Genomic DNA, 26,674 nt, shown 5'->3' on the forward strand with positions numbered 1-26,674 from the left:
GGATACCTATGCCAATCAACATCACCATGCCGGCGCTCTCACCCACGATGGAAGAGGGCAATCTTTCCAAGTGGCTTGTGAAAGAGGGCGACAAGGTTTCGCCGGGCGACGTGATCGCCGAGATCGAGACCGACAAGGCGACTATGGAGGTCGAGGCCGTCGATGAAGGCACGGTTGCCAAGCTGGTCGTTCCAGCCGGCACCGAAGGCGTCAAGGTCAATGCGCTGATCGCGGTGCTTGTGGCCGAAGGCGAGGATGCAGGAGCAGCTGCCAAGAGCGGCGGCGCTGCCGCGCCGGCGAAGGCGGAGGCACCCAAGGCTGAGGCTGCCAAGGCCGAAGCGCCGAAGTCGGAACCCGCTGCAGCGCCGGCCCCCAAAGCAGAAGCGGCGCCGGTTGCCAATGGCCACGCGGCTGGCGAGCGTACCTTCGCGTCGCCGCTTGCCCGGCGCATTGCCAAGGATGCCGGCGTCGATGTCTCGGCGGTGACGGGCACCGGCCCGCATGGTCGGGTCGTCAAGGCCGATGTCGAGGCGGCGATTGCCGGTGGTGGCGCCAAGGCGGCCCCGGCCGCGAAAGCAGCGCCCGCCGGCGCACCCGCACCCGCGGCTGCTGCGCCCAAGGCGATGTCGGACGATCAGGTGCTAAAACTGTTCGCCGAAGGCTCCTACGAGCTCGTCCCGCACGACAATATGCGCAAGACCATTGCGCGGCGGCTGGTCGAGGCCAAGAGCACCATCCCGCATTTCTACCTGACGCTTGACTGCGAGCTTGATGCGCTCTTGGCGCTGCGTACGCAGCTCAACGCGGCAGCACCGGTGAAGAAGACCGAGAAGGGCGAGGCGCCTGCCTACAAGCTCTCGGTCAATGACATGGTGATCAAGGCAATGGCGATGGCGCTGAAGGCGGTGCCTGATGCCAATGCGTCGTGGACCGACAGCGCCATGGTCAAGCACAAGCACGCCGATGTCGGCGTCGCGGTGTCGATTCCCGGTGGCCTGATCACGCCGATCATTCGCCGCGCCGAGGAAAAGACGCTGTCCACCATCTCCAACGAGATGAAGGACTTGGCCAGCCGCGCCCGCAGCCGCAAGCTGAAGCCGGAAGAATATCAGGGCGGCACGACGGCGGTGTCCAATCTGGGCATGTTCGGCGTCAAGGACTTTGCCGCCGTCATCAATCCGCCGCATGCGACGATCCTGGCGGTCGGCGCCGGCGAGGAGCGGGCGGTGGTGAAGAACGGCGAGATCAAGATCGCGACCGTCATGTCGGTGACACTGTCGACCGACCACCGGGCCGTCGACGGCGCGTTGGGTGCGGAACTGCTCGGCGCCTTCAAGCGCATGATCGAAAACCCGATGGGCATGCTGGTCTAGGAAAGGAAAAGGCGGTGCGGAAATTCTTCACCAGCCTTTTCGCTTTCATCCTTTCCGGTCTCGCTGGCGGGCTGGTGGTGCAGGAACTGGCCGTCCTCACCGGCGCGACGGAAGAGTACATACTGGTTTTCGCGGCGACGGTCCTGATCATCATCGTCGTGACGGTAATCTTCTTTCTGGTCCAGTTCCGCGCCGAGCCGGTTCGAGCGGTCGACCGGATGTTGTGGTGGCTGCTTGCGGTTTTCGCACTAACGCTGCTGGCGCTCGCCGGCTGGACGTTTTCCGTGCCGGCCGAGAACCGCGCGACCGCAAGCGATCTTTCGATCGTTGCCGGGCTGATCCTGCCCGGCGTCGTGGCGATCATCGTGCAATGGCTGTTCGTGCGCTGGCGCCTCAAAGGCTCGGCGGCGGGGTTCGGCAGGGGTGGGACAAACGCATGAAGACAATTCTCTGCTTTGGCGATTCGCTGACCTGGGGCTATGACGCCGCCAGCCTCGGCCGCCATGCGCTGGAAGACCGCTGGCCAAGCGTGCTGCGCGCAACTTTGGGCGGCAACATCGAGGTCATCGCTGACGGCCTGAACGGCCGCACCACGGCCTTCGACGACCACCTGGCCGGCGCCGACCGCAACGGCGCAAGACTGTTGCCGACGGTGCTGATGACGCATGCGCCACTCGACCTGATCATCATCATGCTCGGCGCCAACGACATGAAGCCGTGGATCCACGGCAATCCGGTCGCGGCCAAGCAAGGCATGCAGCGGCTGATCGATATCGTGCGCGGCCACGACTACCCGTTCGACTGGCCGGCGCCGCAGATCCTGCTCGTTGCGCCGCCCGCGGTCAGCCGCACCGACAATGCCGAGTTCAAGGAAATGTTCGCCGGCGGCGACGAAGCGTCAAAACGGCTGGCACCGCAATATTCGGCACTTGCCGACGAGGCCGGCTGCGGCTTCTTCGATGCCGGCACGGTGGCGACGACCACGCCGCTCGATGGCGTCCACCTCGATGCCGAAAACACGCGAAACATCGGCAAGGCGCTGGCACCGCTGGTGCGCGTGATGCTGGAACTCTAGAAAATCAGGGAGAAAACCCGTGGCTGAATCCTACGACGTCATCATCATCGGCTCTGGCCCCGGCGGCTATGTCACGGCGGTGCGGTCCGCGCAGCTCGGCTTCAAAACGGCGATCGTCGAGCGCGAGCATCTTGGCGGCATCTGCCTCAACTGGGGCTGCATCCCGACCAAGGCACTGCTGCGCTCGGCCGAGATGATGCACTATTCGGATCATCTGAAGGATTACGGCCTGAAGCTCGACGGCAAGGTCAGCGCCGACACTGCCGCCGTCGTCGACCGTTCGCGCAAGGTGTCGCTGCGCCTCAATGGTGGCGTCGCCTTCCTGATGAAGAAGAACAAGGTCGACGTCATCTGGGGCGAGGCGAAGCTTACGAAGCCGGGCGAGATCGTCGTCTCCAAGACAGCCAAGAAGCCAATGGAGCCGCAGCCGCCGGCGCCGAAAGGCGTCAAGGCCGAGGGCACCTACACCGCCAAGCACATCATCCTGGCGACGGGCGCGCGGCCAAGGGCGCTACCCGGCATCGAACCGGACGGGAAGCTGATCTGGACCTATTTCGAGGCGATGGTGCCGAAGGAAATGCCGAAGTCGTTGCTGGTGATGGGCTCGGGCGCCATCGGCATCGAGTTCGCCTCCTTCTACCGCACCATGGGCGCCGAGGTGACGGTGGTCGAGCTGTTGCCGGCGGTGATGCCGGTCGAGGATGCCGAGGTCTCGAAATTCGCGCAGAAGCAGTTCGAAAAGCAGGGCATGAAGATCATTCTCGAAGCCAAGGTAACCAAGGTAGAGAAGTCAGCCAATTCGGTCACCGCGCATGTCGAGATGAAGGATGGCAAGGTTGAGAAGATCACCGCCGACCGTATGATCTCGGCCGTCGGCGTGCAGGGCAATATCGAGAACCTCGGTCTCGAAACGCTCGGCGTGAAGACGGACCGCGGCTGCGTCGTCGTCGACGGTTATGGCAAGACCAACGTGCCTGGCATCTACGCCATCGGCGACGTCGCCGGACCGCCGATGCTTGCCCACAAGGCGGAGCATGAGGGCGTGGTGTGCATCGAGAAGGTCGCCAATTTCCCCGGCGTGCACGCTACCGACAAGCTGAAGATCCCGGGCTGCACCTACTGCAACCCGCAGGTCGCCTCGGTCGGCCTGACCGAAGCCAAGGCCAAGGCCGAAGGCAAGGATATCCGCGTCGGCCGCTTCCAGTTCGGTGCGAACGGCAAGGCGATCGCGCTTGGCGAGGACCAGGGCTTTATCAAGACCATCTTCGACAAGAAGACCGGGCAACTGCTTGGCGCGCATATGGTCGGCGCGGAAGTCACCGAGCTGATCCAGGGTTTTGTCGTGGCGATGAACCTCGAGACTACCGAGGAAGAGCTGATGCACACCATCTTCCCGCATCCGACGCTGTCGGAGATGATGAAGGAGAGCGTGCTCGACGCCTATGGCCGAGCGCTCAACGCATGATAAATTGGCCGCGCGAGACTCAGATGCGAAAGCCTTGGGAACTCGACGGCAGGTCAGTTCGTTTGCGGATGCATTTTTCCCCATCATACGAGGAGTGGGCATATGGACGTGAATGGCGTGGGCTGGATTGCAGCCATCATCATCGGAGGTCTGGCGGGCTGGCTCGCCGAGATGGTCATGAAGAGCAACACCGGCATCTTCATGAACATCATTATGGGCATCGTCGGCGCGGTGGTGCTGAACGCAATCCTCAAAGCCCTCAGCATCGAGCCCTTCGGCGTCGGCTGGTTGGCCTATCTGATCACCGGCTTCATCGGTGCCTGCCTGCTGATCTTTGTAGGACGCTTGGTGCGCCGTTAGATCCGGCCGAATGCCGCTATGCGAAAAAGGCCCTGCCGTCATGCGCCGGCATGACCTTTTTCTTTGCGCCGAAAAGCCTTAGATGACGTTGGAACGCGAGCCCCGGACAGGGCTCGCCAATGAACCGGGTTTGAGATGGTCACTGTTCTCGACACGATCGCCAATGCGCCGCGGCTGCGGCACCCCGAAAAGGCGCACAAGCCGGACCAGGAAGTGCTGCGCAAGCCCGACTGGATCCGCGTCAAGGCGCCGGTCTCGAAGGGCTATGCCGAGACGCGCGAGATCGTGAAGTCGCACAAGCTGGTCACGGTGTGCGAGGAGGCCGGCTGCCCGAATATCGGCGAGTGCTGGGAAAAGAAGCACGCCACCTTCATGATCATGGGTGAGATCTGTACGCGCGCCTGCGCCTTTTGCAATGTCGCCACCGGAATCCCGACCGCGCTCGATCCCGACGAACCGGCGCGCGTCGCGCATGCCGTCAAGCAGATGGGTCTCAGCCACGTCGTCATCACCTCGGTCGACCGCGACGATCTCGCCGATGGCGGTGCGCAGCATTTCGCCGAGGTCATCCGTGCGATCCGGGCGGCAACGCCGTCGACGACGATCGAGATCCTGACGCCGGATTTCCTGCGCAAGGACGGCGCGCTGGAGATCGTGGTGGCGGCTAAGCCTGATGTGTTCAACCACAACCTCGAGACGGTGCCGTCGAACTACCTGACGGTGCGGCCGGGTGCGCGCTATTTCCACTCGATCCGGCTGCTGCAGCGGGTCAGGGAGCTCGACCCGTCGATCTTCACCAAGTCCGGCATCATGGTGGGCTTGGGCGAAGAGCGGAACGAGATCCTGCAGCTGATGGACGATCTGCGTTCGGCCAATGTCGACTTCATGACCATCGGCCAGTATTTGCAGCCGTCGAAGAAGCACCATCCGGTGATCCGCTTCGTCACGCCGGAGGAGTTCAAATCCTTCGAGACGATCGGCAAGACCAAGGGTTTCCTGCTGATGGCGTCGAGCCCGCTGACGCGCTCCTCGCACCATGCCGGCGACGATTTCGCCAGGCTGCGCGCGGCGCGCGAAGCGCAGCTCAGAAAAACCGCCTGATATCCCGTCTTCATGCCGAAATTCGAAGCCACCCGCCGCGTCGCCCATACGCCGGAAGAGATGTTCAGGCTGGTCGCCGATGTCGAGGCCTATCCGCAGTTCCTGCCGCTGTGCGAGGCACTGACCGTGCGCTCGCGCAAGGAGCGCGATGGCCGCACCATTCTTGTCGCCGATATGAGCATCGGCTACAAGGCGATCCGCGAGAGCTTCACCACGCAGGTTCTGCTGAAGCCGGACGAGAACACAATCGACGTCAAATACATCGACGGCCCGTTCAAATACTTAAGCAATATCTGGCGTTTCGACCCGGCCGACCGCGGCTGTGAGGTCCACTTCTTCATCGACTACGAGTTCAAGAGCCGCATTCTCGGCGTGCTGATGGGCACGATGTTCGACCGCGGCTTCCGCATGTTTTCCGAGGCCTTCGAGAAGCGCGCCAACGTCATTTACGGCGCCAGAGCCTGATCTTCTCCAAGCGCGTGCAGGCCGAGCTCGAGCGCGTGCCTGACTGTCTCGCTGCGGATGAAGGCACGGCCGTTGCCGGCAAACAGCCGGTGCTCGGCGACAACAGGACGGCCGGCCAGCGCGACTCCGAACCAGACGAGTCCGACGGGTTTCTCCGCCGAGCCGCCGCCCGGGCCGGCAACGCCGGTGACGGCGAGCGTCAGCCCGGCGCGCGAATGGACCAGCGCACCTTCTGCCATCTCCAGTGCCGTTTCGCGCGACACGGCACCATGCGCCTCGAGCGTGGCGGCGGAGACGCCGAGCATCTCCATCTTGGCCTCGTTGGAATAGGTGACAAAACCGCGGTCGACCACGGCGGAGGAGCCGGCGATATCCGTCAGCGCGGCGATGATCATGCCGCCGGTGCAACTCTCGGCTGTGGCCAGCATGATGCCGCGGCGCTGGCAGGCCTGGAGCAAGGCGTTTGCGAGGCCGTCGTTGCTCATGCAGGAACGTCGCCCGGATAAACGACGCTGGCGGTGGCAATCGCCGCGATGCCTTCCTCGCGGCCGACAAAGCCGAGCTTTTCGTTGGTTGTCGCCTTGATCGAGATCCGTTCCGACGCAATGCCCAGCATCGAAGCAAGGGCTGCCGTCATCGCTTCGCGATGCGGGCCGACGCGGGGCGCCTCGCAGATCAGTGTGATGTCGGCATTGGCGATGCGTCCGCCGCGCTCGCGCACCAGCTTTGCCGCATGCTCGACGAAGATGCGCGAAGCGGCACCCTTCCATTGCGGATCGGACGGCGGGAAATGCGTGCCGATGTCGCCCGCGCCGCAGGTGGCGAGCAGCGCATCGGTCAGGGCATGAAGGCCGACATCGGCATCGGAGTGGCCGGAGAGCTTCCTGTCATGCGGAATGGCGACGCCGCAGAGTGTGACATGGTCGCCGGGCTCGAAGGCGTGGACGTCGTAGCCATTGCCGGTGCGGATGTCCGGGAAGTGCTGACGTTCGCCGGAAAGCCGCTGGTCCGCCATGGCGATATCCCTTGCCCAGGTGAGTTTCACATTGTCGGGCGAGCCCGGGATGATCTTGACTGGAATATGCGCCCATTCGGCGATCGCTGCATCGTCGGTGAAATCCGCCTTGCCCAGATGATGCGCCTTTTCATGCGCCGCCAGGATCGGCCAGAACGGAAACCCCTGCGGCGTCTGGGCGGCATGCAGCCCGTTCCTAGACACGGTCTCTTCGATCATGCCGGCAGCCGACTCGCGCTTCAGCGTATCGGCGACGGGGAGCGTCGGCAGTGCGCCCTGGCGTTCGCCGATGGCCTCGATCGTGCGTTCGATCAAGCCGCCGTCGACGAAGGGGCGCACCGCGTCATGGATGAGCACCCGGCCCGGCGCGTGGTCCCTCAAAGCGAGCAGCCCAAGCCGTACGGAGGCCTGGCGCGAATCGCCGCCCGTGATGGCGATGACCCGGTCGGCATTGGCGCCGGCCGCCTTGCGAAAAAGCTCGCGGTCGTCGGCATGGATGGCGACGACCACCTGGCCAACTTTTGGATGCGCCAGGAAGGTGTCCAGCGTGCGTGCTATCACGGCGCGGCCGCCGATGCTCTGATACTGCTTCGGACCGTCGACCTGTCCGGCCCGTGCGCCGCGACCGGCGGCGACGATAACCACGCCAACCCTATCGTTTGCCGCGTCGGCAGGTTTTTCGCTTGCGTCTGTCATGGCGAGAGGCTTAGTCGCGGCTTATTGCGAAGGCCAGCATTTTCCCAAATGCGCCTTAATGTGGCGTCATTCCGCGTTGCACATTGTCGCCGTTCTGGTTAGAGAATGTGCAGCAATCGAACATGCTTGGTTTTTGTGCATGCCTGACTTGACCAAATTGACTGTGCCGCTCGACGTCGGCGGCGTGACGATCCGCAATCGCGTCTTTCTGGCGCCGATGTCCGGCATAACCGACGAGCCGTTCCGGCAGCGCGCCCATGCGCATGGCGCCGGGCTGGTCGTTTCGGAAATGGTGGCGAGCGGCGAACTGGCCAAGGGCAGGGCGGGCTGTGATCTGCGCATCCGCCATTCCGGATTGCCGGTGCACATGGTGCAGCTTGCCGGCCGCGAGGCGGCGCACATGGCCGAAGGCGCGCGCATAGCCGAGGGCGAGGGCGCCGACGTCATCGACATCAACATGGGCTGCCCGGCCAAGAAGGTGACGGGCGGCTATGCCGGTTCGGCACTGATGCGCGATCTCGACCATGCATTGTCGCTGATCGAGGCGGTGGTCGGCGCCGTCGCCGTGCCGGTCACGGTAAAAATGCGGCTCGGCTGGGACGAAGGCGCGCTGAACGCGCCGATGCTTGCGCGCCGCGCCGAGCAGGCCGGTGTGCGCATGGTGACCGTACACGGCCGCACGCGCTGCCAGTTCTACCAGGGCAAGGCCGACTGGCGCGCCATCGCGCGGGTCAAGGAGGCGGTGTCGATCCCGGTCGTTGCCAATGGCGATGTCGGTTCGGCCGCCGGGGCGGCTGATATTCTGCAGCAGTCGGGCGCCGACGCGGTGATGGTCGGTCGGGCGCATTACGGCGCGCCTTGGATTGCCGGCAGCATCGCGGCAGCAGGCGGGGCGGCAACAGGCATTCCCCAAAGCCCGCAGGCTCTCGCCGACTACATCATCGCCCATTATGAGGACTTGCTGACGCTCTATGGCAGCGAAAGCGGGCTGCGCCAGGCGCGCAAGCACCTTGGCTGGTATCTCGATCGCCACGCCGCCGGCGTCGGTCCCGACCAGCGCAAGGCCATCCTGACGTCGTTCGAGCCAGCCAGGGTCATTGCCGAACTGCGGGACGTGTTCTCGACCGTCGGCGCGCCGGTGACCCTGCGGAGCGCGGCATGAAGGCCACAGCCGCTCAAGGACCGGACATGGTGGATGCCGCCCAGATCGTGCTGAACACCATCCGCCGCCCGGTGATCATGGTCGATGGCGAAGGTTTCATCACCTACGCCAATGCCGATGCCGAGGACTTCTTTCGCTCCAGCGCCAATATGCTTGCCCGCAACACGCTGTCCAAGCTGGTGCCTTTCGGCAGTCCGCTGCTGACGCTCGTCGACCAGGTGCGCGAGCGCCGGGCGCCGGTCAACGAATACCGCGTCGATGTCTCGTCGCCGCGCCTCGGCATCGAAAAGGTCGTCGACCTCTATGTCGCGCCGGTGCCGGAGTTCCCAGGCTCGGTGGTGGTGATGTTCCAGGAACGCTCGATGGCCGACAAGATCGACCGGCAGATGACGCATCGCGGCGCGGCGCGCTCGGTCACGGGCCTGGCCGCCATGCTTGCCCATGAGATCAAGAACCCGCTGTCCGGCATCCGCGGTGCTGCCCAATTGCTCGAACTCTCCGCCTCCGACGAGGATCGGGCGCTGACCCGCCTGATCACCGACGAGACCGACCGTATCGTGTCGCTGGTCGATCGCATGGAGGTGTTTTCCGACGAGCGGCCGATCGACCGCTATCCGGTCAACATACATGTCGTTCTCGATCATGTGAAGGCAATTGCAAAGAACGGTTTTGCCAAACGGATCAAGATCTTGGAGGAATACGATCCATCGTTGCCTCCGGTTTTCGCCAACCGCGACCAGCTGATCCAAATATTCCTCAACCTGGTCAAGAACGCCGCCGAGGCGATCGGCGGCGACCCGCAGGGCGAGATCATGCTGTCGACCGCGTTCCGGCCGGGCATTCGCGTTTCGGTTCCGGGGACGCAGGATCGCGTCTCGTTGCCGCTGGAATTCTGCGTGCGCGACAATGGCCCCGGTGTTTCGGAAGATATCCTGCCGATCCTGTTCGATCCCTTCATCACCACCAAGCCGAACGGGTCGGGCCTCGGCCTGGCGCTGGTGGCGAAGCTGGTCGGCGAGCATGGCGGCATCATCGAATGCGATTCAACGCCGCGCGCAACCACATTCCGCATACTTATGCCGGCTTGGAAGCAAACCTCGTTCGGCACCGACGATGGCAATGAAGGAGACCGCAAATGACCGTTCGCGGCAATATTCTGGTCGCCGACGACGATGCGGCCATCCGTACGGTCCTCAACCAGGCGCTGTCGCGCGTCGGCCATGAGGTGCGTGTGACCTCCAACGCCTCGACATTGTGGCGCTGGGTGGCGGCGGGCGAGGGCGATCTGGTGATCACCGATGTGGTGATGCCCGACGAGAATGCGTTCGACATGCTGCCGCGCATCAAGAAAGCGCGGCCGGAGCTGCCGGTCATCGTCATGAGTGCGCAAAACACCTTCATGACCGCGATCCGGGCCTCCGAGACCGGCGCCTATGAATATCTGCCGAAGCCGTTCGACCTGACCGAGCTGCTCAGCATCGTCAACCGGGCGCTGGCCGAGCCGAGGCGGCCGAAAATCGACGCCCGCGCCGACGAGCAACCGGAGACGATGCCGCTGGTCGGCCGCTCGGCGGCCATGCAGGACATCTACCGCATGCTGGCGCGCATGATGCAGACCGACCTGACGGTGATGATTTCAGGCGAGTCGGGCACCGGCAAGGAACTGGTGGCGCGCGCGCTGCACGAATATGGCCGCCGCCGCGGCGGGCCGTTCGTGGCCATCAACATGGCGGCGATCCCCCGCGACCTGATCGAATCGGAACTGTTCGGCCACGAGAAAGGCGCTTTCACCGGCGCGCAGAACCGCTCCACGGGCCGCTTCGAGCAGGCCGAAGGCGGCACGCTGTTCCTCGACGAGATCGGCGACATGCCGATGGAGGCGCAGACGCGCCTGCTGCGCGTGCTGCAGCAAGGCGAGTACACCACGGTCGGCGGGCGCACGCCGATCAAGACCGATGTGCGCATCGTCGCCGCCACCAACAAGGACCTGCGCACGCTGATCAACCAGGGGCTGTTCCGCGAGGACCTGTTCTATCGCCTGAACGTCGTGCCGCTGCGGCTGCCGGCGCTGCGCGAGCGCTCCGAGGACGTTCCCGACCTGGTGCGGCACTTCTTCAAGCTCGGCGCCAGCGAAGGCCTGCAGACCAAGCGTATCTCGACCGGCGGCATCGAATTGATGAAGCGCTATCCATGGCCGGGCAATGTGCGCGAGCTGGAAAACCTGGTGCGCAGGCTGGCCGCGCTCTATTCGCAGGACGAGATCTCCGCCGAGATCATCGAGGCCGAGCTGAAGACCGGCGAGAGGCCGGTCGTCCCGGACGGCGGCAATCTCATTCCGGACGACCTTTCGATCGGCCAGGCAGTGGAGCATTTCCTGCAGCGCTATTTTGCATCCTTTGCCGGCGACCTGCCGCCGGCCGGGCTCTACCAGCGCATTCTGTCCGAGGTCGAATATCCGCTGGTTCTGGCCTCGATGACGGCAACGCGCGGCAATCAGATCAAGGCCGCCGAACTACTGGGGCTCAACCGCAACACGCTGCGCAAGAAGATCCGCGAGCTCGGCGTCAACGTCTACAAGTCGTCGAGGCCAGCTTAGAGCCTCTTCTATCCCGATAGAATCGGGATGGGCTCTATCTCGTTGTTCGAGCATGATCTTTTCCGAAACCGGATTCCGCTTTTCGCTGACGCGGACCTTCGGTTTGGGATCGTGTGCGCTAGCGCCTGTGGGCAAAAGGGTCCTGTAACCGACCCTTTAGGCGAATGAGCCGGGGAAAGATTTCCGTCCCGGCCACACTTGTTGCATAATCGCCACAATGCGTTGCATAGATCCGACGCAATCACTGGCTCTAGACGGCGACATGGCGACTCAGGCCCCTACACTGAACGAACCGATTTTCAGCAGGCACGGTGTCGAAGACAGGCGCCGGCTGCTGGCGCTGCCTGGCGTGGTGGCGATTGCCGGTGCGCTGGTCACGGCGGCGATTTCCTTCGCCATCCTGGTCGGCGCCACGCCGATCGTGCCGAACGAGAGGACGACTCTGGCGCTGATCGCGCTCAATGCCGTCTTCGTCCTGTTCCTGATCGCGCTGGTCAGCCGTGAAGTTCACCGCATCGTGATGGCGCGGCGGCACGGCAAGGCGGCGTCGCGGCTGCATGTGCGCATCGTGGCTATGTTTGCGCTGGTCGCCGCCATCCCGGCCATCATGGTGGCGATCATCGCCTCGATCACGCTCGATATCGGCCTCGACCGCTGGTTCGAGATCCGCACCAAGACCATCGTCAATTCGTCGCTGTCGATTGCCGACGCTTATGTCCAGGAAAACGCCCGCAATCTTCAGGGCACGACGCTGTCGATGGCCTACGATCTCGACGCGTCGCGCACGCTTTACGGCCTCGACCGAACCGGTTTTCTCGACCTGATGAACAAGGAAGCGGTTGGCCGGTCGCTGGCGCATGCGGCGCTGATCAAGCCCGACGGCTCATTCGTCATGAGCGCCAAGACCGATGCCGACTTCGCCATGCCGGAGCCGCCGGAAGGTGCCGTGACCAGCGCCGCCGACGGCAAGCCGGTGCTGATCGAGCCGAAGACGCGGAACATCATGGGCGCCATCGTCAAGCTGCGCCAAATCGAAGGGCTCTACCTCTACACGATCCGCCTGGTCGATCCCGAAGTGATCAAGGCACGTCAGATTGTCCGATCCAACACCGACGAATATCGCGGGCTGGAAGACAACCGCCGCACCTCGCAGGTGGCCTTCGCGCTGCCCTATCTGTCGCTGACGCTGATCATTATCCTGTCGGCGATCTGGACCGGCATCGCGGTCGCCGACCGGCTGGTGCGGCCGATCCGCCAGCTTATCGGCGCCGCCGACGAGGTCGCGACCGGCAATCTCGACGTGGCCGTGCCGGTCAGGCCATCCGACGGCGACGTCGCCTCGCTTGGCGACACCTTCAACAAGATGCTGCTGGAGCTGAAATCGCAGCGCAACGAGATCCTGTCCGCCAAGGACCTGATCGACGAGCGGCGGCGCTTTTCGGAAGCGGTGCTGGCCGGCGTCACCGCCGGCGTCATCGGCGTCGACCCCTATGGCATAGTCACCATCGTCAACCGCTCGGCCGAGACGATGCTGGCGATTTCCGCCACCGCGGCGCTCGGGCAGAACCTTTCGGCGGTGCTGCCGCATGTCGGCCGCGTCTTCGAGATCGGCCGAAAGTCGGGCAAGCCGGTCTATCGCGAGCAGGTGACCTTCTACCGCGCCGGCACGGAGCGGACCTTCAATGTGCAAATCACCATAGAGGCTGGCGACGACGGGGCGGAGGAGAAATCCTATGTCGTGACCGTCGACGACATCACCGACCTCGTCCAGGCGCAGCGCTCGTCGGCTTGGGCCGACGTGGCGCGGCGCATCGCGCACGAGATCAAGAACCCGCTGACGCCAATCCAGCTGTCGGCCGAGCGCATCAAGCGCCGCTACGGCAAGGTCATCACCGAGGATCGCGAGGTCTTCGATCAATGCACCGACACCATCATCCGTCAGGTCGAGGATATCGGCCGCATGGTCGATGAGTTCTCGGCCTTCGCGCGCATGCCGAAACCTGAGATGAAGGCCATCGATCTGCGCGAATCGCTGCGCGAGGCCTCGTTTCTGGTCGAGGTCAGCCGTTCCGACATCGCCTTCGAGCGGATTTTCGGCAACGAGGCGCTCAAGGGCACCTTCGACAGCCGGCTGATGGCGCAGGCGTTCGGCAACGTCATCAAGAACGCTGCCGAGGCCATTGACGGACTTGATGCAAAAGACCGCTCGCACGGCACAATCCGGATTCAAGCCGGACGGCAGAATGGCGCGATCAGAATCGACGTCATCGACAATGGCAAAGGTTTGCCGCGCGAGAATCGCCAGAGGCTGCTCGAGCCCTATATGACGACACGCGAGAAGGGGACCGGGCTCGGCCTCGCTATCGTCAAGAAGATTGTGGAGGACCATGGCGGCCGGCTTGAACTGCACGATGCGCCGGCGGATTTCCACGGCGGGCGGGGTGCAATGATCAGCATCATCCTGCCGCCTTCTGCTGCTGCCGCGCCGTCGCGCGGCGAGAGCAAGGCGGAAAACGAAAGAGAAACTGAAAAGGTCGGTAATGGCGTCTGACATTCTCATCGTCGATGACGAGGAAGATATCCGCGAACTCGTCGCCGGTATCCTGAGCGACGAAGGTCACGAAACCCGCACGGCATTCGATGCCGACAGTGCGCTGGCAGCGATCGCCGATCGAGCGCCGCGGCTGATTTTCCTCGACATCTGGCTGCAGGGCTCGCGTCTGGACGGTCTGGCATTGCTGGACGAGATCAAGACGATGCACCCAACACTCCCGGTGGTGATGATCTCCGGCCATGGCAACATCGAAACGGCGGTGTCGGCCATCCGTCGCGGCGCCTATGACTTCATCGAGAAGCCGTTCAAGGCGGACCGGCTCATTCTCATCGCCGAACGTGCGCTGGAGACCTCCAAGCTGAGACGCGAAGTCTCCGACCTCAAGCAGCGCAGCGGCGAGACCTTCGACCTGATCGGCATGTCGTCGGCGATGAGCCAGTTGCGCCAGACGATCGAGCGGGTCGCGCCGACCAACAGCCGCGTCATGATCATCGGCCCTTCCGGTTCGGGCAAGGAACTGGCGGCGCGTGCCATCCATGCGCTGTCGACGCGCAAGGGAGCGCCGTTCGTAACGCTGAGCGCCGCCAACATCACGCCCGAACGTATGGAGATCGAGCTGTTCGGCACTGAATCGAACGGCACCGAGCGCAAGGTCGGCGCGCTGGAGGAGGCGCATCGCGGCATCCTCTACATCGACGAAGTGGCCGACATGCCGCGCGAGACTCAGAACAAGATCCTGCGCGTGCTGGTCGAGCAGCAATTCGAACGCGTAGGCGGCACCAAGCGGGTCAAGGTCGACGTGCGCATCATCTCTTCGACCTCCCAGAACCTTGAGGCGATGATCGCCGACGGCCGTTTCCGCGAGGACCTTTACCATCGCCTGGCGGTGGTCCCGGTCATGGTGCCGGGCCTGGCCGAGCGGCGCGAGGACATTCCTTATCTGGTCGACAATTTCATGAAACAGATCGCGCGCCAGGCCGGCATCAAGCCGCGCCGCATCGGCGATGACGCGCTGGCGGTGCTGCAGGCGCACAACTGGCCGGGCAACGTCCGCCAACTGCGCAATAATGTCGAGCGGCTGATGATCCTGGCACGCGGCGACAATGTCGATGCGCCGATCACGGCCGACCTGTTGCCGTCCGAGATCGGCGACGTCATGCCGCGCACGCCGAACCAGTCCGACCAGCACATCATGGCGCTGCCGCTGCGCGAGGCGCGCGAACAGTTCGAGAAGGACTACCTGATCGCCCAGATCAACCGCTTCGGCGGCAACATCTCGAAGACGGCCGAGTTCATCGGCATGGAGCGCTCGGCGCTTCACCGCAAGTTGAAGTCGCTCGGCGTCTGACCGCGGGACACGCGTGAGGTCGGCCGGTCTGGCCCACGCAATTGCCCGTTACGGCTGCGGCGGAATCGCCTAAGAAAGTCGGGACTTTTCTCGAGGGGTTCCCATGCCGCGTATTGCCTATGTGAACGGGCGCTATGTCGCCCATGCCGACGCTGCCGTGCATATCGAGGATCGCGGCTATCAATTCGCCGACGGCGTCTACGAGGTCTGCGAGGTGGCGCGCGGCTTCATCGTCGACATGCCGCGTCATCTTGCGCGGCTGGACCGTTCGCTGAACGAGCTGTCGATCGACTGGCCGGTCACACGCGGCGTGCTGCCGCTCATCCTGCGCGAAGTGGTGCGCCGCAACCATGTCGCCAACGGCCTGGTCTATGTCCAGGTGACGCGCGGCGTCGCCAGCCGCGACTTTCTGTTTCCGGCAGCGGGCACGAAGCGGTCGCTGGTGGTGACGGCCAGGAAAGCCGACCCGGCCGCGGCGGCCAAAAAGGCCGGGACCGGTATCAAGGTGATCACCGTGCCGGAGAACCGCTGGGACCGGGTCGACATCAAGACCGTCGGCTTGCTGCCCAACGTGCTCGCCAAGCAGAAGGCCAAGGAGGCCGGCGCCCAGGAAGCCTGGTTCGTTGACACCGACGGCACCGTCAAGGAAGGCGGCTCGTCGAACGCCTGGATCGTCACCAGGGATGGGGTTCTTGTGACGCGGCCGGCCGAGCACGGCATCTTGCGCGGCATCACCCGCACGACGCTGTTCGAGGTGGCCGACAAGCTCGGCCTGAAGGTCGAGGAGCGGGGTTTTTCGGTGGCTGAGGCCAAGGCGGCGCGAGAGGCTTTCATCAGTTCGGCGACCACGATCGCCATGCCGGTCGTGGCAATTGACGGGGCTCCCATTGCCAACGGCCACCCCGGCTCAATAACACTTTCGTTGCGCCAAGCCTTTTTTGACATTGCGGAAAAAAGTCCAGCCTGATAACCGCACAGGTGGAATGAACATCAATTTATCTCGTTCTGCTTGTCGTTACTGACGGCAAGAGGGTGTTTGTGCGCTTGACATGCGCCAGGTAATTTGGCGCATTGGCTGCAAACCGAAGGGGATCGGCGAAAGACAAGAACAATGGCGGAACGATCGCAAAACCTTCAGGACCTGTTCCTGAATTCAGTTCGCAAGAGCAAAAATCCACTCACCATCTTCCTCATCAACGGCGTGAAGCTGACCGGCGTGGTCACTTCGTTTGACAATTTCTGTGTTCTGCTGCGGCGTGACGGCCATTCCCAGCTTGTCTACAAGCACGCCATTTCCACGATCATGCCGAGCCAGCCGGTTCAGATGTTCGATGGCGAGGAAAGCCAGGGCGCCTGATTGGCACGTGAGAAAGACGCGGACCGCAGCGTCCGCGGAAAATTGGCACATCAGCCGGGGACGGAAGCCAAGGGCCCGACCCGGGCGGTTGTCATTGTGCCCGTGCTTACCCGCCATCAGCGTAGCGACGACGAGTCGAACCGTCCGCGGCTGACGCGTTCGGCCGAGGCCCGCCACGACGAAGCGGTCGGGCTTGCCCGCGCCATCAACCTCGATCTGATCCACACGGCGGTGGCGACCGTCAACGATCCGCGCCCGGCGACCTTGCTGGGCAGCGGCAAGGTCGCGGAGTTCGCCGAGATCGTCAAAGAGGGCCACGCTGAAGTGGTCATCGTCGACCATCCGCTGACGCCGGTGCAGCAGCGCAATCTCGAAAAGGAATTGAACGCCAAGGTGCTGGATCGCACCGGGCTGATCCTGGAGATCTTCGGCGAGCGCGCGCGGACCAAGGAAGGCACGCTGCAGGTCGAACTCGCCCATCTCAACTACCAGAAGGGCCGCCTGGTGCGCAGCTGGACCCACCTCGAACGCCAGCGCGGCGGCGCAGGCTTTCTCGGCGGTCCCGGCGAAACGCAGATCGAATCCGATCGGCGCATCCTGCAGGACAAGATCATCAAGCTGAAGCACGAGCTGGAGACGGTGCGCCGCACCCGCGACCTGCACCGCGCCAAGCGCAAGAAGGTGCCGTTCCCCGTGGTGGCGATCGTCGGCTACACCAATGCCGGTAAATCGACGCTGTTCAACAAGCTGACCGGGGCAGGGGTGCTGGCCGAGGACATGCTGTTCGCCACGCTCGATCCGACGCTGCGCCGCGTGCGGCTGCCGCACGGCACGCCGATCATCCTGTCGGATACGGTGGGCTTCATCTCCGACTTGCCCACGCATCTGGTGGCGGCCTTCCGGGCAACGCTGGAAGAGGTGGTCGAGGCCGATCTGGTCATCCATCTGCGCGACATCTCCGACCCCGACACGGCAGCGCAGGCCGAGGATGTCGAGCGCATCCTGGCCGATCTCGGCGTCGATGCCGGCGATGCCAAGCGCGTCGTCGAGGTGTGGAACAAGATCGATCTGCTTGACGAGGGCAACCGCGCCAGGCTGCTTGCCGATGGCAATGACGGCAGGAAGGCGCCGCCGATTGCGATTTCCGCCGTCACCGGCGAAGGCCTCGATGCCCTGAGGGCGCAGGTCGAGACGCGGATGGCGGGCGAATTGGAGGAGCTGACGGTGACCATCGAACCGGCGCAGTTCGGCCTCGTCGACTGGCTCTACCGCAATGGCGACGTCGTTTCGCGGGCCGACAATGAGGATGGCAGCGCGACCATCTCGCTCAATGCTACGCACAGCGCCCGGCAAGAAATCGAAAGCCGATTGCACCGTAAAAACAACGGGTAAGCCTGGTTATTTCACGGCCTTGGCATGCTGCCAGAGCGCTTCCATTTCCTCCAGCGTCGCCTTTTCCAGCGTGTTGCCGGAGGCTTCCAGCGCCCGCTCGACATAGTGGAAGCGCGAGCGGAATTTCTCATTGGTGCCGCTGAGTGCCGCTTCGGCGTCGAGCTTGAGGTGGCGGCCGAGATTGACGATGGCAAACAGCATGTCGCCGAACTCGTCCTTGATGGGTGCTGCGTCGCCATTGGCCAGAGCCTCGCGCAATTCGCCGATCTCTTCCTCGATCTTGTCTAGGATGGGCGCTGCCTCGCTCCAGTCGAAGCCGACACGGGCCGCCTTCTCCTGAAGTTTCAATGCGCGCGTCAACGCGGGCAGGGCGACCGGCACACTGTCCAGAAAACCCTTACCGTGGTCCTCCGGATCGTGGCCGCGGGCGATGCGGGCAGCTCGCTTCTCGGCCTTCTCCTGCGACTTGATCTTCTCCCACATGCCCTTGGCCATGCCGGCACTGCGCGCTTCTTCGTCGCCGAAGACATGCGGATGACGGCGGATCATTTTCCTGGTGATGGCCTGGACGACGTCGCCAAAGGCGAATTCGCCTGATTCTTTCGCCATTTGCGCATGATAGACGACCTGGAGCAGGAGATCGCCGAGCTCATCGCGCAGATCATCGAGATCGCCGCGCGCGATGGCGTCCGCCACCTCGTAGGCTTCCTCGATCGTGTAGGGCGCGATCGTCGAAAAGTCCTGCTCGATATCCCACGGGCAGCCGGTTTTCGGCGCCCTGAGCGCCGCCATGATCTCGATCAGCCGGGAAATGTCTTGCGAGGGTTTCATCAGCTGGATGCTATCGTGCATGCGGCCGGCCGGCCAATGCCGTCGGCCGGCGAGGGGGCATTGTCCACAGGTGCCGGCACGGAACCATCGCGAGAGGTCGACTGGCCCTAGTCGAGCACCGATACGATCGCCTTGGCGAGCTTGTCCATGCCGTCTTCCGGCAAGCCGGCGACGTTGATGCGGCTGTCGCCGACCATGTAGACGCCATATTCGGCGCGCAGGCGCTCGACCTGCGCCTCGGTCAGGCCAAGCCTGGAAAACATGCCGCGATGGCTGGCGACGAAATCGAAGCGATCGGAGTTCGACTGCCGCCGCAGCGCTTCGGCGAACGCGACGCGCAGCCTCAGCATGCGCAGCCGCATCTCCTCGAGTTCCGCTTCCCAGTCGGCGCGTAGCGCGGCATCTTCCAGAACCATCCGCACCGCCGCCGCGCCATGGTCCGGCGGCATCGAATAGATGGCGCGCGCCGCCGACAGCATCTGGCTCATCGCCACATCCGCCTGGGCGCCATCCTTGGCCAGGATCATCGCCGCGCCGACGCGGTCGCGGTAGACGGCAAAGTTCTTCGAGCAGCTCGAGGCGACAACCATTTCAGGGACTTTTGCTGCGAGCAGGCGCAAACCGGCGGCGTCCGCGTCGAGCCCTTCGCCAAAGCCCTGATAGGCAATGTCTACGAAGGGCAACAGGCCGCGCTCGACGACGATTTCGGTCACGGCAGCCCATTGCGTCGCATCCAGATTGGCGCCGGTCGGGTTGTGGCAGCAGCCATGCAGCAGCACCACGTCGCCGCTCTTTGCGGTCCGCAGCGCCGCCAGCATGTCCTCGAAGCGAACGGCGCCGGAGGCGGCGTCGAAATAGGGGTATTCGCGGATCTGCAGGCCGGCGGCGCGCATGACCGGCATGTGGTTCGGCCAGGTCGGGTCCGACAGCCAGATGGTGGCGTCGGCGCGGGTGCGCTTCAAAAGTTCGGCCACCAGCCGCAGCGCGCCCGAGCCGCCGGGCGCCTGCGCGGCGCGAATGCGCGAAAAGTCCGCAGCCTCGCCAAAGGCCAGCCTGGCCATCGCCGTGTTGAAACCGGTGTCGCCGGCAAGGCCGAGATAGGTCTTGGTATCCTGGCTGTTGAGCAGCCGCTTTTCGGCCTCGCGCACTGCACGCATGACGGGCGTCTTGCCGTCGCGGTCCTTGTAGACGCCGACGCCAAGATCTACCTTGTCGGGGCGCGGATCGGCGCGATAGAGGCCGATCAGGGCAAGGATCTTGTCGGTAGGGGCGGACTGCAGAGTTTCGAACATCGACATGGCTCCAATGGCGGCGGAGTGATACGCAAATCGGCTTCGTTTCGCCAGCGCTTTTCCTGCCGGCCTAGCCTGCGCAAAGCTTTCTGAATGCGCCGACCGCGGTGGATGCTCTTGCAACGACATCTGCGTCCGAAAGGAGAGGCAGGGTGCGGTTGACGCGCCTGATCTGGAGATCGCCGATCAGCAGGCTCAAGAACCAGTCCGCTGCCGCAGACGCGGAAGGCGCGGCCAGGGATCTGCTTTCCACGCCGCGCAGCATCAATGTCTCGATCAGTGGAAAGACTGAATCGCGCCCGCCGGCGGCAATCGCCCGGCCCAGTTCACCGCTTTCATCAGCAGCGGCAGCACGGTTCAGCGCGATCGCCTCTTGGCCAAGCAGCATCGAAAGCAGGATTGGGGCAACATGCCGGAGCGCCGCGATGGGATCCGTGCCGTCCATTATCGCCGTGGCCAAGGCCTCCTTGGTCGTTCGCGCATTGCTTTCGACCATGGTCTTGAACAATCCGTTCTTGTCGCCGTACCAGCGATACAGTGTCTCGTTCGAGGCCTTTGCCAGTTTGGCGATGCTAAGCATGGAAGTGCCGCGATAGCCCTTCGTCTGCAGAAGCTCGTAGGCCGCCTTCTCGATCTCCGCCTGGCGCTCGGCCCTGTTGTCTGCCCGCATCGCAGTCTCCGACCATCTTGACAGTAAGCGTACATATCTGTACGGATTTGTAAAGGCGTACATGGAAATACGGTTTTGGAGGGACTAAATGCACAAGGTCGTTACGGGCCTGTCGATCGCCTCGATTGTTTTTTGCGGGGCCATCTTCGGGTTCTTCTATGCCTGGGTTTGCTCGACCATGTGGGGCCTCGATCAAGCCGACCCGCGCGTCGCCATTGCGGCCATGCAGGCCATGAACGCATCGGTCCGCAATGCCGTTTTCTTCCCGGCGTTTTTCCTGACGCCGGTTGTGCTCGGACTCACGGCCGCCATGGCCTGGTTCAGCGGGCACAAGGCATCCGCCTTCTGGTTTTGCGGGGCGGCGGTCGTCTATCTGCTGTTTGGTCTCTCGCTTACGCTGACCGCTAATGTGCCGATGAACGAGGCCCTGGCGGCAACGGCCGTCCCCGACGACATCCATGCCGCACAAACCATATGGCAGGATTACTCGGGACAATGGCAGATCTGGAACCAGGCACGAACCATCGCCTCCGGCATCGCTTTGACACTGGCCGGCGTCGGCCTGGCCAGATTACGATCGACGGTGTCCGGAATTTGCGATCGGGCGTGAGGGGTTGCGGGGCGGCCTACACGTTCCTGTCACATCGGCGTAGTTTGAATGGACTGCGCCAGCGCAAAGCGTGGGAAAGTGATGAGCCGACTGCAACAATTCGACCTCGCTATCGTCGGCGCCGGCATTGTCGGCCTGGCGCATGCGCTCGCCGCCGTTCGCCGTGGTCTTTCCGTCGTCGTCATCGACCGTGACGCGCAGGCCAATGGCGCCTCGGTGCGTAATTTCGGGTTCATCACCGTCAGCGGCCAGGAGCGCGGCCAGGTCTGGCGGCGGGCGATGCGGTCAAGAGATATCTGGCTGGAGGTGGCCGGACCGGCCGGCATCGATGTCGTCCAACGCGGAGCCGTCGTCGCGGCGCGCCGTCCGGAGGCGCGGGCGGTGGTCGAGGCGTTTCTGCAAACAGAGATGGGCGAGGGGTGCAAGCTGCTCGAAGCCGATGAGCTCAACCGCGACTATCCCGGTTTCGCAGGGCAGGGTTTCGCCGGCGGCCTGTGGAGCCCGCATGAGGTGCGTGTGGAATCGCGCCTGGCGATCCCGCTTCTTGCAACCTTTCTCGCCGAACGGCACAGTGTCGAGTTCCGCCGCGAAACGGCGGTTCGTCGGGTCGAGCCGCCGGATATCGAGACCAGCCGCGGCATTGTTCAAGCCGGCAAGGTGATCGTTTGCCCGGGCGACGACCTGGCGACGCTTTATCCCGACCGCATCGCGCACTATGCCGTGACGCGCTGCAAATTGCAGATGATGCGGCTTGCCGATCCCGGGTTCCGGCTGCCGGTGTCGGTGATGTCCGACCTCGGGCTTGCGCGCTATGCCGGCTATGCCGCCTTGCCGGAGGCGGTTGCCTTGCGGCGCCGGCTGGAAGCCGAGCAACGCGATGCGCTCGACAATGGTGTGCATCTGATCGTGGTGCAGAGTGCAGACGGCACGCTGGTGGTCGGCGATTCCCATCATTATGCGACGACCCCCGATCCGTTCGCCTCGGAGCGGGTCGACGAGATCATCCTGGAGGAATTCAGCGCCGTGTTCGGCGGACCGGTTCTGCGCGTGCTCGAACGCTGGACCGGCACCTATGCCTCGGTGTCCGACCGCACCATGTTCGCCGACGCGCCGCAGGAGGATGTGCGGCTGGTGATGATCACCAGCGGCACCGGCGCCAGCACCTCGTTTGCCATCGCCGAAGAGGTGATCGAAGAGCTGTTCGGTGCAACTACGTCACAGACAAGGAAGATTGCATGATGGCCACCCAGGGCTTGCTCCGCGCCGTGGTGTTCGACTGGGCCGGCACCGTCGTCGACCACGGGTCGCTGGCGCCGATGGGCGTGTTCGTCGAGGCTTTTGCGGAGTTCGGCGTGGCGATCAGCGTCGATGAGGCGCGCGGACCGATGGGCATGGCCAAGCGCCCGCATATCGCGGCGCTGATGGCGCTGCCAAGGGTTGCTGCGGCCTGGGCGAAGCAACGCGGCCATGCACCGACCGAGGCCGACATAGACGTGGTCTACGCTGTGTTCGTGCCAAAGAACCGGGCGGTGGCGGCGCGGTTTTCGGATGTCATTCCTGGTGTTGCCGATGTCGTCGCGGCGCTGCGGGCGCGCGGCCTCAAGATCGGCTCGACCACCGGCTATACGCGCGACATCATGGCCGAAATCCTGCCGGTGGCCGCCGGGCAGGGGTTCTCGCCCGATTGCCTGGTCTGCACCGGCGACACGCCGGACGGCAGGCCGACGCCGTTCATGTTGTGGAAGGCGCTGACCGAGCTTGGCGTCTACCCGCCATGGCTCAGCGTCAAGATCGACGACACCGAAGTCGGCATTGCCGAGGGAACCAATGCCGGCGCCTGGACGGTCGGCGTCGCCGTGACCGGCAACGTCTTCGGCCACACTCTGGCGGAGACGCAGGCGCTGGCGCCGGACGTGTTCAGGAAAAAACGTGTCGAGGCAATCGCCAGGCTCACCGCCGCTGGCGCGCATTACGTCGTCAACGGCGTTGCCGACTTGCTGCCGATCATCGCCGCGATCGAGGGCAGGCTGCGGCGCGGCGAGCGGCCTTGACGGTCGAAGCCTGAGCGCTTTCAGCAGGCTTCATCGGTAGTTCTGTCCGGAAGCGACGGCAAAAAATCCGACACAGGCGGGATTAAAACCTTACCGTGCTCCGTAAACAGGGCATGAAACGGTCGATGCCGCGCTTCGATATCGTAGGACAGTTGGGTTCCCTTCGCCGCTACGCGAACTCGCTGACGCGCGACAGCGCCGATGCCGAGGATCTGGTGCATGACGCGCTGGTGCGGGCCTATGAGCGGCGCGGCACCTTCCGCGCCGGCGGCAATTTGCGCGCGTGGCTGCTGTCGATCGTCCACAATGCCTTCATCGACCGCCTGCGGTCGCGCAGATCCGAAGCGGCGCGCCTTGAGCAGGCGGGACACCTCGCCGACAGCAGCACGCAGGCTCCGCAGGAGCATTCCGTTCGCCTGGCGCAGATACGTGAAGCCTTTTTCGAACTGCCGGACGAGCAGCGCTCGGCGCTGCATCTCGTCGCCATCGAGGGCCTTACCTACGAGCAGGCGGCCAAGGCCAGCGGCGTGCCGCTGGGAACGCTGATGTCACGCATCGGCCGCGCACGCGCGGCGCTGCGCGAGATGGAAGACAACGCGCCGGCGCGCGCCATAAATCATCTCCGGATTGTGAGAGGCGAGTCATGACCGCAATGCTGGATCCCGTGACCGACGCCGACCTTGATGCCTATGTCGACGACCAATTGGACGTTGCCCGCCGTATCGAGGTCGAGGCGTTTTTGTCCGCCCGTCCCGAAACGGCCGCGCGGGTGATGTCCGACCTCAGGACACGCGACGAACTGCGCGTGGCGCTTGCCGGTTCAAAAGGCATGGCGCGGCCGGCAACGGCCGATGCCGCCCGGCGCCTGGAGAGGGGGCTCGCCCGGGGCCGCGTGCTTGCCGTGCTGCAGCGGGCGGCGGCGGTCGCCGTCTTCGTCGCCGCGGGCTGGCTGGCGAACGGCATGCTCGGGCCGGTGACCAAGGTCGTTGCCTCGACCCAGCCGCCAGCCTATCTCGAGGAGGCGACCCGGGCGCATCGGACGACGCTGATGCGCGAAGCCATGGCATCCCAGGCCGAAGCGCCGAACTATGACAGCGATGAAATCCGCGCCGCCACGGCGATCGTCATGCCGTCGCTGCCGAAGGACTGGAAGGTCCGCGACGTGCAGGTCTATCCGTCACAGTTCGGCCCGAGCGTCGAAATGGTCGTCGAATCCAGGGAGCTTGGGCTTATCTCGCTGTTTGCCGTCAGGCCGGGAACGTTCGACGTGGTCAGGCCTGCCGTCGCGCCCTCGGGCGATATCTCGTCCGCCTATTTCCAGATTGGCGATGTCGCCTACGCAATCGTCGCGCGGAGCGATGTCCGCGACCTCGATCGCGCCGCCGAGACCCTCGCCAAGACACTTTATTGATCCGATCCAGCCAAGGAGAACCAGCATGAATACCCCCGATCTTGGATACCGCGTTGGCACCGGCGCCCGAACCGGCGCCGTGTACGACGAGGGCCTGCGCCAGCATATGCTGCGCGTCTACAACTATATGGGCCTTGGCCTGGTCGTCACGGGCGTGATCGCCCTCCTGGTGGCTTCCACGCCCGCCCTCTACGTGCCGATCTTTTCCACCCCGCTGAAATGGGTGGTGATGCTGGCACCGCTCGCATTCGTGCTGCTGTTCTCGTTCAAGATGCAGACGATGTCGGCGGCGAGCGCCCAGGCCATGTTCTGGGCCTTCTGCGCGGTCATGGGCCTGTCGCTGGCTTCCGTGTTCCTGGTCTTCACCGGAACCAGCATCGCGCGCACCTTCTTCATCGCCGCCACCATGTTTGGCGCCACCAGCCTCTACGGCTACACGACCAAACGCGACCTGACGCAGTTCTCGTCCTTCCTGATCATGGGCCTGATCGGCGTGGTCATCGCCAGCGTGGTGAATCTCTTCCTCGGCTCGACGGCACTGCAGTTCGCAATTTCGGTGATCGGCATCGCCGTGTTCATCGGCCTGACCGCCTGGGACACGCAGACCATCAAGGAACAGTATGCCGAGAACTTCGACGCGGAATCGCGCCAGAAGCTCGCCGTCTTCGGCGCCTTCTCGCTCTATCTGAACTTCATCAACATCTTCCAGCTGTTGCTGAATTTCACCGGCGAACGCGAGTAATCCGGACCGTAGCAGGCAACATTTCGCATATTGCCGTGGCCGGAGGGCAACCTCCGGCCACGGTTTTCATTTGAGGCAGCATTTGCCATGTGCGGTGGATCGTTCATCACGGCTGCGTGAGGTGCGATATAAGTCTGCCACTCTTGAGTTCAGGCGTTGCCCTTTGCTAGCCTGCCGGCCACGCCAGATAGCCGCGAGGACGCATGGAACAAGACAGCCTGACGCTTCGCCGTGACGGCATCTCGGCGACTGTCGTCGGGCAGGGCGCCGAACTGGTCTCTCTGCGCGATGCCGACGGCACAGAGTTTCTGTGGCAGGCCGGCCCGGAATGGCGGCGTCACTCGCCGGTGCTGTTCCCGATCGTCGGGCGGCTGAAGGGCGACCAGTTGCACCATCAAGGCCAGACCTATCCGATGACCCAGCACGGCTTCGCGCGCGACAAGCCGTTTGCCTGGGCGCAGAGAGGGCCAGGGTCCTGCACGTTGGTCCTCACCGACGACGCCGATACCCGCGCGCACTACCCCTTCGCCTTTCGCCTGGCGGTGACCTACGCGCTGGACCGCAAGCAACTCAGTGTGAGCTTCGACATCACCAACACCGGCGACGAGCCGCTGCCGGCATCGATCGGGGCGCACCCGGCGTTCAATTGGCCCTTGCTGCCGGAACTGGCTAAGACGGATTACCGGCTGAGCTTTGCCTCCGCCGAGCAAGGGCCGATCCGCCGGCTGAAGGACGGCCTGTTGCTGAAAACGCCACAGCCGACGCCCGTCGAAGGCAAGATACTCGCGCTCTCCGAACGGTTGTTTGACGAGGACGCCGTGATCATGGACCAGCCCGCCAGCGGTAGCGTGCGTTATGCCGCCGAGCGTGGTCCGGCCCTGGAGATGTCGTGGCAGGGATTTCGGGAATTGGGCGTCTGGTCAAAGCCGGGCGGCGCGCCGTTTCTGTGCATCGAGCCCTGGCACGGCATCGCAAGCCCGGCGGATTTCGACGGCGATTTTGTCGACAAGCCGGGCCTGATGCTGATGGCGCCCGGTGCGAAGCGCGTGCTGAGCTATCGGATAAGGCTGTTGTGACGTCCTTGTTCGACAGACCCGGCCACGCTGGC

General features: G+C 64.1%; 27 protein-coding genes. 22 read left to right on the top strand and 5 right to left on the bottom strand.

Features of this window, described 5'->3' with window-relative positions; all coding sequences use genetic code 11:
• The first annotated feature begins 8 nt into the window (after positions 1-8).
• The 7 genes from D3227_RS17275 to D3227_RS17305 all read left to right on the top strand — a co-directional run bounded on the left by D3227_RS17275 (position 9) and on the right by D3227_RS17305 (position 5,839).
• Entirely contained in the window at positions 9-1,373 is a 1,365-nt protein-coding gene (locus tag D3227_RS17275; RefSeq protein ID WP_120015284.1) for a pyruvate dehydrogenase complex dihydrolipoamide acetyltransferase, read from the top strand.
• A gap of 14 nt (positions 1,374-1,387) precedes the next feature.
• The gene (locus tag D3227_RS17280; RefSeq protein ID WP_120015285.1) at positions 1,388-1,813 is read left to right on the top strand and encodes a hypothetical protein; all 426 of its coding nucleotides are present in this window, start codon (positions 1,388-1,390) and stop codon (positions 1,811-1,813) included.
• Positions 1,810-2,448 carry an SGNH/GDSL hydrolase family protein gene (locus D3227_RS17285; RefSeq protein ID WP_120015286.1) on the top strand — a complete coding sequence of 213 codons (639 nt, stop codon included), beginning with the start codon at positions 1,810-1,812 and terminating at the stop codon, positions 2,446-2,448. The genes D3227_RS17280 and D3227_RS17285 overlap by 4 nt, the downstream gene beginning before the upstream one ends.
• 19 nt (positions 2,449-2,467) lie before the next feature.
• Positions 2,468-3,913 (top strand): dihydrolipoyl dehydrogenase, encoded by a 1,446-nt coding sequence (lpdA, locus tag D3227_RS17290; RefSeq protein ID WP_120015287.1) that lies wholly within the window; start codon positions 2,468-2,470, stop codon positions 3,911-3,913.
• Positions 3,914-4,015: 102 nt separating this feature from the next.
• A complete protein-coding gene (locus D3227_RS17295; protein ID WP_120015289.1) occupies positions 4,016-4,273 on the top strand; it encodes a GlsB/YeaQ/YmgE family stress response membrane protein in 258 nt (85 codons plus the stop codon).
• A 135-nt stretch (positions 4,274-4,408) separates the two neighbouring features.
• On the top strand, positions 4,409-5,374 hold the full coding sequence (lipA, locus tag D3227_RS17300; protein WP_120015290.1) for a lipoyl synthase: 966 nt from the start codon (positions 4,409-4,411) through the stop codon (positions 5,372-5,374).
• A gap of 12 nt (positions 5,375-5,386) precedes the next feature.
• A complete protein-coding gene (locus D3227_RS17305) occupies positions 5,387-5,839 on the top strand; it encodes a type II toxin-antitoxin system RatA family toxin (RefSeq protein WP_120015291.1) in 453 nt (150 codons plus the stop codon).
• On the opposite strand, the gene D3227_RS17310 is transcribed toward D3227_RS17305, so the two are convergent.
• A complete protein-coding gene (locus D3227_RS17310) occupies positions 5,821-6,324 on the bottom strand; it encodes a CinA family protein (RefSeq protein WP_120015292.1) in 504 nt (167 codons plus the stop codon). The two genes, D3227_RS17305 and D3227_RS17310, sit on opposite strands and share 19 nt — an antisense overlap.
• Entirely contained in the window at positions 6,321-7,550 is a 1,230-nt protein-coding gene (locus D3227_RS17315) for a bifunctional 2-C-methyl-D-erythritol 4-phosphate cytidylyltransferase/2-C-methyl-D-erythritol 2,4-cyclodiphosphate synthase (RefSeq protein WP_120015294.1), read from the bottom strand. Before D3227_RS17315 ends, D3227_RS17310 begins: the two co-directional genes overlap by 4 nt.
• Before the next feature lie 139 nt (positions 7,551-7,689).
• Here D3227_RS17315 and dusB point away from each other — a divergent pair, with 139 nt between their 5' ends.
• The 8 genes from dusB (at position 7,690) to hflX (ending at position 17,959) form a co-directional block, all read left to right on the top strand.
• Positions 7,690-8,712 carry a tRNA dihydrouridine synthase DusB gene (dusB, locus tag D3227_RS17320; RefSeq protein WP_120015295.1) on the top strand — a complete coding sequence of 341 codons (1,023 nt, stop codon included), beginning with the start codon at positions 7,690-7,692 and terminating at the stop codon, positions 8,710-8,712.
• Positions 8,709-9,851, top strand: coding sequence for a two-component system sensor histidine kinase NtrB (locus tag D3227_RS17325; protein WP_120015296.1), 1,143 nt, complete (start codon positions 8,709-8,711; stop codon positions 9,849-9,851). Before dusB ends, D3227_RS17325 begins: the two co-directional genes overlap by 4 nt.
• A complete protein-coding gene (gene ntrC / locus D3227_RS17330) occupies positions 9,848-11,308 on the top strand; it encodes a nitrogen regulation protein NR(I) (RefSeq protein WP_120015297.1) in 1,461 nt (486 codons plus the stop codon). Before D3227_RS17325 ends, ntrC begins: the two co-directional genes overlap by 4 nt.
• A 217-nt stretch (positions 11,309-11,525) precedes the next feature.
• A complete protein-coding gene (locus D3227_RS17335; RefSeq protein WP_425374516.1) occupies positions 11,526-13,859 on the top strand; it encodes a sensor histidine kinase NtrY-like in 2,334 nt (777 codons plus the stop codon).
• Positions 13,849-15,210, top strand: coding sequence for a nitrogen assimilation response regulator NtrX (gene ntrX, locus D3227_RS17340; protein ID WP_006202174.1), 1,362 nt, complete (start codon positions 13,849-13,851; stop codon positions 15,208-15,210). Before D3227_RS17335 ends, ntrX begins: the two co-directional genes overlap by 11 nt.
• Positions 15,211-15,313: 103 nt before the next feature.
• On the top strand, positions 15,314-16,177 hold the full coding sequence (locus D3227_RS17345; protein WP_120015298.1) for a D-amino-acid transaminase: 864 nt from the start codon (positions 15,314-15,316) through the stop codon (positions 16,175-16,177).
• A 144-nt stretch (positions 16,178-16,321) separates the two neighbouring features.
• Entirely contained in the window at positions 16,322-16,567 is a 246-nt protein-coding gene (gene hfq / locus D3227_RS17350) for an RNA chaperone Hfq (protein ID WP_006202172.1), read from the top strand.
• Positions 16,568-17,959, top strand: coding sequence for a GTPase HflX (gene hflX / locus D3227_RS17355; RefSeq protein ID WP_120015300.1), 1,392 nt, complete (start codon positions 16,568-16,570; stop codon positions 17,957-17,959).
• A gap of 6 nt (positions 17,960-17,965) precedes the next feature.
• Here the strand turns inward: hflX and mazG are convergent, their stop codons facing one another.
• The 3 genes from mazG to D3227_RS17370 form a co-directional block, all read right to left on the bottom strand.
• Complete coding sequence (gene mazG / locus D3227_RS17360; RefSeq protein WP_120015355.1) at positions 17,966-18,790, bottom strand: nucleoside triphosphate pyrophosphohydrolase; 825 nt, start codon at positions 18,788-18,790, stop codon at positions 17,966-17,968.
• A 107-nt stretch (positions 18,791-18,897) separates the two neighbouring features.
• Positions 18,898-20,082 (bottom strand): amino acid aminotransferase, encoded by a 1,185-nt coding sequence (locus D3227_RS17365; protein ID WP_120015356.1) that lies wholly within the window; start codon positions 20,080-20,082, stop codon positions 18,898-18,900.
• Positions 20,083-20,152: 70 nt separating this feature from the next.
• On the bottom strand, positions 20,153-20,752 hold the full coding sequence (locus tag D3227_RS17370; RefSeq protein ID WP_120015302.1) for a TetR/AcrR family transcriptional regulator: 600 nt from the start codon (positions 20,750-20,752) through the stop codon (positions 20,153-20,155).
• Between the two features lie 88 nt (positions 20,753-20,840).
• On the opposite strand from D3227_RS17370, the gene D3227_RS17375 reads away from it, so the two are divergent.
• The 7 genes from D3227_RS17375 (at position 20,841) to D3227_RS17405 (ending at position 26,642) form a co-directional block, all read left to right on the top strand.
• Positions 20,841-21,362, top strand: a complete 522-nt coding sequence (locus D3227_RS17375; RefSeq protein ID WP_120015303.1) for an anthrone oxygenase family protein — start codon at positions 20,841-20,843, stop codon at positions 21,360-21,362.
• Positions 21,363-21,443: 81 nt separating this feature from the next.
• The gene (locus D3227_RS17380; protein ID WP_120015304.1) at positions 21,444-22,601 is read left to right on the top strand and encodes a TIGR03364 family FAD-dependent oxidoreductase; all 1,158 of its coding nucleotides are present in this window, start codon (positions 21,444-21,446) and stop codon (positions 22,599-22,601) included.
• Positions 22,598-23,413 carry a phosphonoacetaldehyde hydrolase gene (gene phnX / locus D3227_RS17385; protein WP_120015306.1) on the top strand — a complete coding sequence of 272 codons (816 nt, stop codon included), beginning with the start codon at positions 22,598-22,600 and terminating at the stop codon, positions 23,411-23,413. The genes D3227_RS17380 and phnX overlap by 4 nt, the downstream gene beginning before the upstream one ends.
• Positions 23,414-23,526: 113 nt before the next feature.
• Complete coding sequence (locus tag D3227_RS17390; RefSeq protein WP_425374518.1) at positions 23,527-24,060, top strand: sigma-70 family RNA polymerase sigma factor; 534 nt, start codon at positions 23,527-23,529, stop codon at positions 24,058-24,060.
• Complete coding sequence (locus tag D3227_RS17395) at positions 24,057-24,824, top strand: anti-sigma factor family protein (protein WP_120015308.1); 768 nt, start codon at positions 24,057-24,059, stop codon at positions 24,822-24,824. Before D3227_RS17390 ends, D3227_RS17395 begins: the two co-directional genes overlap by 4 nt.
• 25 nt (positions 24,825-24,849) lie before the next feature.
• Positions 24,850-25,566, top strand: coding sequence for a Bax inhibitor-1/YccA family protein (locus tag D3227_RS17400; protein ID WP_120015310.1), 717 nt, complete (start codon positions 24,850-24,852; stop codon positions 25,564-25,566).
• A gap of 203 nt (positions 25,567-25,769) precedes the next feature.
• Positions 25,770-26,642 (top strand): aldose 1-epimerase family protein, encoded by an 873-nt coding sequence (locus D3227_RS17405; protein WP_120015311.1) that lies wholly within the window; start codon positions 25,770-25,772, stop codon positions 26,640-26,642.
• Positions 26,643-26,674 lie beyond the last annotated feature (32 nt).

Origin of the sequence: Mesorhizobium waimense (assembly GCF_003601975.1) — a bacterium.
In the GTDB taxonomy this organism is placed as follows: Bacteria; Pseudomonadota; Alphaproteobacteria; order Rhizobiales; family Rhizobiaceae; genus Mesorhizobium; species Mesorhizobium waimense.